The following is a 10,133-nucleotide window of genomic DNA, read 5'->3' on the forward strand; positions in this document are numbered from 1 at the left end:
TGCCCCGTGTCTCGATCGGCCTACCTCGCCGGTCAACCACCAGTTCCGACTGAATCCTCTTGGCCATCACGCCAGAGTGATCGGCCCTCTTCCAGGGCGTCAGAGCTCCAAAGAGACAGGGCCTGGCCCTCCAGCCCAAGCTCCACTGTCCCGTCGGCACCCCGGACGGCCTACACCACTGGATGAGACACCATCCTGGGCCGCTTGCTGAACCCAGCGTGCCAGGACCGTGGGGAGCTGAGGTCAGTGGATGAGGTCGCACAGCCAGTCCAGGAGTGCGCGGATGGTGCCGGAGACGGCTCCGCTGATGGTGGCGTTGCGCAGGTCGTCGCGGGACTGGTAACGCCGTCGCTGGGAGCGCTTTCGAAGCATGGTGTGTCCTGACCTTGTGTTGGCTGCGTCTGCCGGTCGGCATGAAATCCACTCTCAAGGTCTTTGGATGTCACTCACCGAGTTGCGATGGATTCTCGGTCTGGACCGGGCCTTGTCCTGTTCAGTGACGGTGTTTTGGGTAGTGCGGGCATGATGGTGCGATGAGTCGCGATAGGACGGGGGCCAGGTCGGGTGCGCGTGTCAAAGCGTCGGGGACGTCGCGTCCGATCGCGCGGCCTGCGGTGGCTCCAGGACCGTTGAGGGACCTGAAGCACCTGATCTATTTGGCGTACGTTTCAGCCGGGGCGCCCACCCTTGACGAGATGGCGGATGAGGTAGCGGCCAGCGATCTCGACGCATGCCCGTCCCGCGACACCATCGGGCGCTTGATCGGTGATTCGACCAGTGTGGGGAAGCAGGCTGATGCCATCGCCTTGGTCAGGGTGTTGACACGGATGGCAGCCGGCGATGTGGCTACGGCTGCCAAGGACACCGCCCGGCTGTGGACGCAAGTACAGCTCGCTGACCCTTTGGGCCAGCCCATCACCAGCCTTGATCCCTATGCGCTTGAGGTCCACCATGCGATCGCCGTGGACGGGGCAACGGGCCTGCCCAAGTACGTCGAGCGCGAGCACGATGCACGGCTACGTTCCATCGTGACCGAGGCCGCGAGCGGTGCCACTCGTCTGGTGATGCTGGTCGGAACCTCCTCAACGGGCAAAACACGCGCGTGCTGGGAGGCGATCCAGCAGCTGCCGCCGACATGGCGGCTGTGGCACCCGATTGCCCCGGAGCGGCCGCAGGCCATGCTCGCAGACCTCGCCCGGGTCGGACCGCGGACGGTGATCTGGTTGAACGAAGCCCACCACTACCTGCTCCACCAGCAGCACGGGGAAGCTATCGCCGCTGGTCTGCGCAGCATCCTGGGGGATACCTCATGCAGCCCGGTCCTCATTCTGGGCACGATCTGGCCCGGTGCCGACTACTTCGACAAGCTCACCACCCAGCCGCCGGCGGGAGAGCCCGATCCGTTCAATCAGGCCCGCGTACTGCTGTCCGGCCGCGAGATCCACCTCCCCAACGCGTTTACGCCGTCCGTCATCGACGCGCTGAAGAACTCCGAAGACCCTCGCTTGGCGGAGGCGGCCGCCCTAGCTAAGGACGGCATGCTCACCCAGTACCTGGCCGGGGCCCCGGAACTCATGAAGATCTACAACAGCGCGACCGAGGGCGCACGGAGTCTGCTGGAAGCCGCCATGGACGCCCGCCGGCTGGGACACCCACTCGACCTGCCCCGGTCGTTCCTCCAGGCCGCGGCCGAGGGCTACCTCAGCGACACCGAATGGGACCTGCTCCCGGACAACTGGCTGGGCCCTTCGCTGAAGTTACTGGCCAACCCCGTCAAGGGAGCCTGCGGCCCACTCCACCCCCAAAAACGCGCCCGTGGCGCAACTCATCCGTCAGCATCCGCGAGCGAGCAGACGTATCGACTGGCTGACTTTCTCGACCAGCACGGCCGCACCACCCGCCATATCGCGCGGATACCCGCACTTTTCTGGCAGGCGGCCATCCAGCACTGCAGTGGCGAAGGTGCCAGGAACCTGGCCGAGGCGGCTGTTCGCCGCGGGCTGACGCAGATCGCATGCGCTCTGTGGGCGAAATCCGGAGACTATGCCGCAATCGGCTGGGCCCTTGCCGAGGCGGGTCGGCCTCAGGAAGCGCACGCTGCATTTGAGCACGCGGTCGCCACCGGCGACGCTGAAGGTCTCATGGGTACTGCTCAACTCCTGTGGAGCGCTGACCGGAGGGACGAAGCGCTGGCCTATTTCACGCGTGCCGCCGCGACAGGCGACCGCAAGGGTTTCCAAGTAGCGGCCCACCTCCTGGCATGTGAGGACCAGCTGGATGAGGCCATGCAGTGGTTCGAACGGGCCGCCGCTGCCGGCGACCACGACGCTCTCCGCTCGGCAGCCCTCTACCTCGCAAATGCTGACCAGCCGGATAGGGCCCTGACCTGGTACGAACGGGCCGCCGCAGCCGGCGACCCCCACGCCCTCCGCTCCGCCGCGGACCTGCTGGCAGGCACTGACCAGCTGGACGAGGCCCTGGAATGGTACGAACGCGCTGCCACGGCGGGTGACCCTGAAGCCGTCCGCTCCGCAGCGGACCACCTCGCGGAGGCAGGCCGATGGGACAAGGTCCTGGCCTGGTACGAACGAACCGCTCAAGCAGGCGACCACGAAGTCATCCGCTTGGCAGCAGAGCACCTTGCGCAGGTTGGCCGGTGGGATGAGGCGTTGGCCTGGTACGAACGTGCTGCCACGGCTGGTGGCCCTGAAGCCATGCGCTCCGCAGCAGAGCACCTTGCGCGGGTTGGCCGGTGGGATGAGGCGTTGGCCTGGTACGAACGCGCCGCCACGGCTGGTGGCCCTGAAGCCATGCGCTCCGCAGCAGAGCACCTTGCGCAGGTTGGCCGGTGGGATGAGGCGTTGGCCTGGTACGAACGCGCCGCCGCTGCCGGCGACCCTGAAGCCATCCGCTCGGCAGCAAGCAATCTGGCAGAGGCTGATCGGTGGGACGAGGCCCTCGACTGGTATGAACGCGCCGCCACGGCTGGCGATCGTGAAGCCATCCGCTGGAAGGCACACGACCTAGGGAAGGTTGGCCGGTGGGATGAGGCATTGGCCTGGTACGAACGCGCCGCCGCTGCCGGCGACCACGAAGCCATCCGATGGGCGGCCTACCAATTGGGGAACGCTGACCGGTGGCACGAGGCGTTGGCCTGGTACGAACGCGCCACTGCAGAAGCTGGTATGCCATCGACACGCCGAGCTGTCGATGCCTTGCGCAAGGTCCATCGTGTGGAAGACGCGCAGGCGTTGGAGCGTTACGGGTGGGACCCCAGTGGAAGCATCGCAGCCCCGTGGCACCTGAGCTCCCTGGTGATCGCCGACCAGTAGGGCCGTATCGAGCACGGGTGAATCGTGACCCCCTGACGGCGAATTACTCCGACAGCCGGGGACGGACCGGCGGGGCGATGCCGCGGTGAGTGGTGGAGGAGCGGTGGCGCGGTGGATGTTCCCCAACAGGCACCGCTGCAGGCGGCGTGTTCTCCTGCTGCTGTACTGACGTTCGTCAGGAGGCTGGTGGAGGTGGAGAGTCTCCTCGGGTCGGGCTGGGTGTCGGTGGTCAACACGACTGGCAACGTGGTCTTCCTCGGAGCTGCCAGAGGACAAGAGGTTGTGACACGTCGCGGCCACGGCTCGGGGTCGTAGAAGGTGCCGTCGCGGAGCATCGCGAACAGTACGTCGACTCTGCGTCTGGCCATGCGGGGGAGGGCCTGGGTGTGCCGCTTGCTCTGGCTGATCTTCTTATCGCAGTAGGCGTATGAGGCCGGGGCGCCGAATGAGGCGAAGGCGGCCAGGAGGAGCACTCGTCTGCATCGGTTCCTGTGGTCATCGGTGATGGTTACCGAGTGTCGCGATCAGGGGCCACGCGCCGCTCGACGTCAGACCTCGGCGATCACGCAACGTGATGGCCTGGAAGCTGATGGAGCGTCACATTTCCCAAGAACCATACGGACTGTACGCCGCTGCCTGGCATGTGGCCGGACCTTCACATGCCCCCTGCGCAGGGGGTTCTGGCCCACCTTGACCTGCAGGCAGGCGCCAGGGCGCGGTGCCGCTGCCGATCCACTTGGGGAGGTTCAACCTGGCGCCGCGCGCGTGGGCGGAGCCGGGGGAGTGGACGAAGGGCGCGGCCGAGGAGGCGGGGCAGGCGGTGGGGTTCCCGCGCCCGGGGCAGCCGTTCGAGCCGGCGGGGGAGTTACCGGTGGAGGCGTGGTGGCGGGCGGTGTCCGGTCCGATGTGCCGGTGTCAGCAGGCGTCGCGGCGAGCCTCGTACTGGTCGAGGGAGTAGGTGAGCTCGCCGGGGACGGAGGCGCTGCGGTGGTCCATCACCCAGTGGTGATGGGTGGGCGGGTCGCCACCGGGGGCGAGGGTGGCGGGCCGTTCGGCCGCGAGCACCGACGCAGCCACTACCCGGCACGGAGCATCCCCAGGCGCCGACCGCAGGACGGCGCCAGGTTCTGATTGTTCTTCGACGGAGCCGGAAACCGGGGCGCGGTGGGCTTCCCTGTCATGTGATGATCCTTCCGGTGTGCAGGGGTTCCCGTCGCACCGGTCACTTCACCATACCCTTGGGGGGTAGTAATGGGCCTGATATCCGCTGGACGCCCGGTACGTCTCAGATCCGGCGCCGCCGTGGCGGTGGCGGCCGGACTGCTGATGGCCGGCCTCGCCGCGCCCGCGTTCGCCGCCGACGAACTGCCGCAGACCGACCAGCTGTGGATCAACACGCCGTACGAGCAGATGCTGCCGACCGGTACCGACGGCGGTCAGCCGCAGTCACGCACCCTCGGCGTCGGCATCTACCACGACAACGACAACTTCACGGTGACCGAGGGCAGGCTCACCATCGACGTCTCCGACCTCGCCGGGGTGGCCGAGGTGACCTGGCCCGACAACTGCACGCCGAGCGGTACCGGCGCGGTGTGCGACATCCCCGTGGTCCCCGTGATCGGGGGCGACTACGAGGACCAGGTGTTCCTGACGGTGCGCGCGGCCGACGGCGCCGAAGTCGGCGCGCAGGGCAGGATCACCTACGGGGCTACGGCCACCGGCGGCCCCGACGGGACGCTCACCGCGCCGCTCGAGAGCTTCGACACCACACTCACCGTCGGTGCCGGACCCGACCTCGCCATAGACCCCGTTGCCGAGATCGAGGACGGTCTGCCCGGCGACGAGCGGACGATCCCGTTCAAGGTCACCAACAACGGCAACGAGAGCGCGAACGGGTTCACCGTCAAGCTGTACGCCTCGTACGGCCTGACGGACATGACCCGGTACGACGCCTGTACCTACACCACGACGGACGGCAACGACTACGCGCCGTCGGGCCAGGCGATCTGCACGTTCGGCCAGGTGCTGGCGCCGGGCGACTCCTTCGAGCTGCCCGAGCCGCTGACGGTGCGACTCGCCCCGCACGCACTGAACGAGCGGCTCGACATCGGCGTCGAGCCGGGCGGCGGCGTTCAGGACATCGACTCCCAGAACGACTACGTGGCCCTCCAGCTCGGTGCGGAAAACACCGCGGACTTCTCCGTGACCGGTGACGCCGTCTCCGGCACGGCGGGCGAGACGGCCACGGCCGAGCTCACGTTCAAGAACAACGGCCCGGCATGGCTCGGCAACCTCGGCTCCGGTGACCCCGTCGCGGAGGTCCGGCTGGTCGTGCCCGAGGGCACCGAGGTCACCGGCGTGCCGTCCGGCTGCTCCCCGCGCACCCTCGACGGCGGCTACCACCCGAAGCAGACGGGCGCCCCGCGCTACGACTGCACCCTGCCGTACTGGGTGCTGGAGGACACCCAGCACACGTTCGCGTTTCCCGTGCGCGTCGACACCGTGGTGCCCGGCGCGACCGGTGCCGTGAGCATCCACCCTCCGTACGGTGAGTTCGGCGAGTACCCCTTCGGCTTCGACCCGGACCTCACGAACAACACGGCGGCCCTGACCGTCAACTGACCGGCCCGCGGGTTCGGAGCAGCCGTTCGGGAGGGCTGCTCCGAACCCGCGCTTCACAGGGCGGCCTCAGCCGGCCGGCTCCCGGAAGCCGGACGGCGGCACCGTGCTGCCTCCCGTCCCCGAGCACCCCGCCAACGGGAAGTTCTGGTGGCACGGGCACGACTACGTGGAGCAGGCACGGCACGCCTGCCGCAGCGGGTGAGGGAAGCCGCGCGTGCGTCGGGTTCCCCGCGCGTCATCCTCCGGCACGTCGAGTTGGCTGTTCCGACCGGACTTCGGTGTTCTGGCCGACGTGCAACAACCAGGTACCGTCATCCTGCTTGGTCATGACGTAGAGCGGGGAGCCCTCTGTGTCACCCTCTGCCGAGTGGTAGACCTGCCGGACCTTGACGGCCGCCACGTCCGGCCGCAGGAACCGCGTGTGCATCGCCTCGTACGTGACCTCGCCGTCCCAGCCGGCGTGGGGCAGCACCGCACGCGTGAACTCGGCGATCGCGTCGAATCCCACCAGAACCCTGCCGTGGGCGGTCGTCCAGAGGGCCTCGGGATGGAAGAGCGCGAGGAATCCCTCGGCGTCCTTGGCGCGTTGGGTGCGTTCGACGGTGGCCACGACCTCTTGGATGGCCTTGACATCTGCGGGTTCGGTTCTCATGCGGATCACTCTGCGGCCTCGAGTGGAGTTGAGGTCAAGGCCGCCATCGAGATCGCACGGACAGGTCTTGGCCGGCGGGTGACGTTTGCGGCCCCGGTGCTCCCTGGTCACGGGGCATCGGGGCCGAGAACCGGGTGGGGGTGCGCGGGCTTCAGTCGTCGTACGACAGGCCGTGCCCGGAGCGGAAGAGGACCTTGGCGGGGTCGTCGGCCCGTTGGACGGGTACGGGCAGTTTGCCGCGCGGTTCGACCCGGCCGGCGATCACCCGGGCGGCGGCGCGCAGTTCGACCTCGGTCCAGCAGTAGGAGGCCAGTGAGGCCGGGACGTCGCCGAGGTGGGCGATGTCGTAGGGGTTGCGCACCGCGAGGTGGACGACGGGGACGCCCGTCGCGAGCAGCCGGGACACCAGGGTGCGCTGGGCGCTGGTGGCGCCGACGTTGTCGGTGGTGACCACCACCGCGTCCCGTCCCCGTGCGGCGGCCACGGCCTCGTCGATCTTCGCCGCGTCGGGTGCCCGGCCGGTGGCGAGGCGGGTGGTGCTGTAGCCCAGTTCGTCGAACGCCTTGGCCAGTTCGGGCACCGTGGTGCGGGTGTCGTCGGTCGGGAAGGCCGGGCTGGCGCCGACCACGAGCAGCTTCTTCTGCCCGCGGCGCAGCGGGAGCGTCTCGTCCTCGTTGACCAGCAGGGTGGTGGTGCGCTCGGCGATCCGGGCGGCGGCGAGCCGGTGCCTGCGGGCGCCGACGACCCGGTCGACCTCCTTCGGGGAGACGTAGGGGCTGCCGCTGAGCAGGCCGGCCTTGTCCTTGATCCGCAGGATGCGCAGGACCGATGCGTCGAGTCGGTCCTCGGTGATCTCTCCGCTGCGGACGGCGGCCAGGACGCCGTTGTAGGCGACGTCGATGTCCGGCGGGAACAGCAGTTGGTCGGCGCCGGCCTTGAGGGCGAGGACGGGCACGCGGTCGTCGCCGTACTTGGTGCGCACGCCCTGCATGTTGAGGGCGTCGGTGACGATCACGCCGTCGAAGCCGAGTTCGTCGCGCAGTACGCCCTGGAGGATCGTGGGTGACAGGGTGGCCGGTTCGTTGCTGGGATCGAGCGCGGGGACTCGGAGGTGCGCGGTCATGATCGAGTCGACGCCGGCGGCGATCGCGGCCTTGAAGGGCGGGGCGTCGATGCGGTCCCACTCCTCGCGGGTGTGGGTGATCACGGGCAGTCCGGTGTGGCTGTCCTCCCCGGTGTCCCCGTGGCCCGGGAAGTGCTTGGCGCACGCCACGACGCCGGCGTGCTGGTAGCCGGTCACCTGCGCCGCGACCATGCGGGCGACCTCGCGGGCGTCGGCGCCGAAGGAGCGGACGTTGATGACGGGGTTGGCCGGATCGACGTTGACGTCGGCGACCGGAGCGAAGTTCTGGTGGATGCCCAGGGCGGCGAGTTCGGTGCCCGATATCCGTCCGGCGGTGCGCGCGTCGGAGGGCGAGCGGCCCGCGCCGAGCGCCATCGCGCCCGGCAGCTGGGTGGCGCCGCTGCCGATACGGACGTTGGCCCCGTGCTCCTGGTCGATGGAGATCAGGGACGGGACGGGGGTGGGCAGGGCGAGCGAGGCCCGCTGCACACCGTTGGACAGGTCCGCGATCTGGCGGGGGTCCTGGATGTTGTTCGTCCAGCCGGAGAAGTAGATGACACCGCCGATGTGGTACTTGGCGATGAGCTCGGCCACGGTGCGGACGCCGAGTTCCCTGAGGTTGCGGTCCTGGTCGAACTGGCTGGGGGAAGTCGCCGACGTGCCGTAGAAGTACGGCACGAACAGCTGGCCGATCTTCGCCTCGATGCTCATCCTGGAGATGATCTTCTTGAGGCGGTGGTCGCGTCTGTGCGCGACGGCGGGGGTGGCCGTCACGCCCACGACGCCCGTTGCGGTCGCGGCGACCACGGTCGCGGAGGCGAGAACGGTTCGTCTGGACAGACTCCGGTCCTGCATGCGGACATGCTCCTTCCAGCCTTGCCCATCAAGGGAATTGAAGGAAACGTGCAGTACTCCGAACAGCGGGAAACGTAGCCCGCAGGTGATGGCAGGGCAAGAGGTCTAGACAAAATAGGTCTAGACAAAATGGGGGAGCTCTCCTGGCGTATGTGTGAGTGCTTGAGCTGGGCCGATAATCCAACATGGCGCTTCCCGTGCTCCTGGGTGCGCCTGGTAGGACTCCGGCAGCTCTCTCTGTTCCCCGGCGCCCGGACAGGTGGTCCGTTCGCCGGCGGTGAACACCGCCCCCGTCAGGCCGGTGCGAGGCGGTGAGGCGTTCGCTCGGCGGTGGATGGGGGCGATGCTCGTGCCCGGAGCCTTCTTCCTGCGGTGGCCGGTGGCCGGTGGCCGGTGTACGGGTCAGGCCGGGGTGGTCGGCAGGCCGGCGATCAGCGCACGGAGCTCGTCGAGCTCGACCGGGGTCAGGTCGGTGAGCGGGGGACGGACGGGGCCCGCGCCGTGACCGGTGGCGGTCATGCCCGCCTTGACGATGCTGACCGCGTAGCCGGCCCGGCGGTCGCGGATCTCCGTGTAGGGCAGTACGAAGTCCGACAGCATCCGCGTGACGTCCTGCTGCCGGCGCTCGCGGACGGCGGCGTAGAAGCCGAGGGCGAACTCGGGCGCGAAGTTGAAGATCGCCGAGGAGTAGGTGGTCACTCCCAACTGGAGGTAGGGCAGGGCGAACGTCTCGGCGGTGGGCAGACCGCCGATGTAGGTGAGGCGTTCGCCGAGACGGGCATGGATGCGGGTGATGGTGTCGATGTCGCCGACGCCGTCCTTGTAGCCCACCAGGTTGGGGCAGGTGTCGGCGAGACGGGCGACGGTGTCGGCGGAGTAGACGGCGTTGGCGCGGCTGTAGATGACGACACCGAGGGAGGTGGACCGGCAGACGGCTTCGACGTGCCGGGCCAGACCCTCCTGTCCGGCTTCGGTGAGGTAGGGCGGGAAGAGCAGGATGCCGTCGGCGCCGGCGCGTTCGGCGGCCGCGGCGAACTCGAGCGCGGTGGCGGTTCCGTAGCCGGCCGGGGCCAGGATCGGGGTGCCCTCGGGAGCCGTGCCGGTGGCGGCGGCCACGACCCGTTCGACCTCGGTGGGGGTGAGGGAGAAGAACTCGCCCGTGCCGCCGGCGGCGAAGAGGCCGCCGACGTCGTACTTGGACAGCCGGGAGATGTTCTCCCGGTAGGCGTCCTCGTCGAAGGACAGGTCGTCGTGGAAGTGGGTCACGGGGAAGGACAGCAGCCCGGAGCCGATCCGGCGGCCGAGTTCTTCCGGGGTGTAGGACGTCATGGAATGCTCCTGGAGTGGTGAGGGTGAACGTGAGGGCGAAGGGGTGGTGTACGCGGGGGCGGTCTGCCGGCGGATTTTCGCTCGGAGCCCCCCGCACGGCTGGTGCTGGGGCCGGGGGGGGGGGGGGGGGGGGGGGGGGGGGTGGGGGGGAGGGCGGAGGGGGGGGGGGGGGGGGGGGGGGGGGAGGGGGGGGGGGGGGGGGGGGGGGGGGAGGGGAGTA

6 protein-coding genes and 3 pseudogenes are annotated in these 10,133 nt (G+C 69.0%); 3 read left to right on the forward strand and 6 right to left on the reverse strand.

Annotated features, from left to right (window positions below):
• Positions 1-243: 243 nt before the first annotated feature.
• A complete protein-coding gene (locus ACZ7G3_RS15140) occupies positions 244-372 on the reverse strand; it encodes a hypothetical protein (RefSeq protein WP_470925872.1) in 129 nt (42 codons plus the stop codon).
• A 323-nt stretch (positions 373-695) separates the two neighbouring features.
• Here ACZ7G3_RS15140 and ACZ7G3_RS15145 point away from each other — a divergent pair, with 323 nt between their 5' ends.
• Positions 696-3,332, forward strand: coding sequence for a tetratricopeptide repeat protein (locus tag ACZ7G3_RS15145; protein WP_470925874.1), 2,637 nt, complete (start codon positions 696-698; stop codon positions 3,330-3,332).
• A gap of 302 nt (positions 3,333-3,634) precedes the next feature.
• On the opposite strand, the pseudogene ACZ7G3_RS15150 reads toward ACZ7G3_RS15145, so the two are convergent.
• Positions 3,635-3,808, reverse strand: a pseudogene (locus tag ACZ7G3_RS15150) (IS110 family transposase); the annotation flags it as partial.
• Between the two features lie 168 nt (positions 3,809-3,976).
• On the opposite strand from ACZ7G3_RS15150, the pseudogene ACZ7G3_RS15155 reads away from it, so the two are divergent.
• A pseudogene (locus tag ACZ7G3_RS15155) lies at positions 3,977-4,290 on the forward strand (MBL fold metallo-hydrolase); the annotation flags it as partial.
• Here ACZ7G3_RS15155 and ACZ7G3_RS15160 read toward each other — a convergent pair.
• Positions 4,248-4,409, reverse strand: coding sequence for a hypothetical protein (locus ACZ7G3_RS15160; protein ID WP_470925876.1), 162 nt, complete (start codon positions 4,407-4,409; stop codon positions 4,248-4,250). The pseudogene ACZ7G3_RS15155 and the gene ACZ7G3_RS15160 overlap by 43 nt on opposite strands.
• A 333-nt stretch (positions 4,410-4,742) precedes the next feature.
• Here ACZ7G3_RS15160 and ACZ7G3_RS15165 point away from each other — a divergent pair.
• Positions 4,743-5,249, forward strand: a pseudogene (locus ACZ7G3_RS15165) (COG1361 family protein); the annotation flags it as partial.
• A gap of 940 nt (positions 5,250-6,189) precedes the next feature.
• Here ACZ7G3_RS15165 and ACZ7G3_RS15170 read toward each other — a convergent pair.
• The 3 genes from ACZ7G3_RS15170 to kdgD form a co-directional block, all read right to left on the reverse strand.
• Positions 6,190-6,606, reverse strand: a complete 417-nt coding sequence (locus ACZ7G3_RS15170; protein WP_470925877.1) for an SgcJ/EcaC family oxidoreductase — start codon at positions 6,604-6,606, stop codon at positions 6,190-6,192.
• Positions 6,607-6,757: 151 nt separating this feature from the next.
• Positions 6,758-8,584 carry a glycoside hydrolase family 3 protein gene (locus tag ACZ7G3_RS15175; protein WP_470925879.1) on the reverse strand — a complete coding sequence of 609 codons (1,827 nt, stop codon included), beginning with the start codon at positions 8,582-8,584 and terminating at the stop codon, positions 6,758-6,760.
• Between the two features lie 402 nt (positions 8,585-8,986).
• Positions 8,987-9,913 (reverse strand): 5-dehydro-4-deoxyglucarate dehydratase, encoded by a 927-nt coding sequence (gene kdgD / locus ACZ7G3_RS15180; RefSeq protein WP_470925881.1) that lies wholly within the window; start codon positions 9,911-9,913, stop codon positions 8,987-8,989.
• Positions 9,914-10,133 lie beyond the last annotated feature (220 nt).

It is taken from the genome of Streptomyces sp. NPDC037271 (genome assembly GCF_055603605.1).

Excerpts from the sequence above, each read along its gene's own strand:
- ACZ7G3_RS15175 (WP_470925879.1), bottom strand. The coding sequence starts at position 8,584 with ATGCAGGACCGGAGTCTGTCCAGACGAACCGTTCTCGCCTCCGCGACC.
- kdgD (WP_470925881.1), bottom strand. The coding sequence starts at position 9,913 with ATGACGTCCTACACCCCGGAAGAACTCGGCCGCCGGATCGGCTCCGGG.
- ACZ7G3_RS15145 (WP_470925874.1), top strand. The coding sequence starts at position 696 with ATGGCGGATGAGGTAGCGGCCAGCGATCTCGACGCATGCCCGTCCCGC.
- ACZ7G3_RS15170 (WP_470925877.1), bottom strand. The coding sequence starts at position 6,606 with ATGAGAACCGAACCCGCAGATGTCAAGGCCATCCAAGAGGTCGTGGCC.
- ACZ7G3_RS15140 (WP_470925872.1), bottom strand. The coding sequence starts at position 372 with ATGCTTCGAAAGCGCTCCCAGCGACGGCGTTACCAGTCCCGCGACGAC.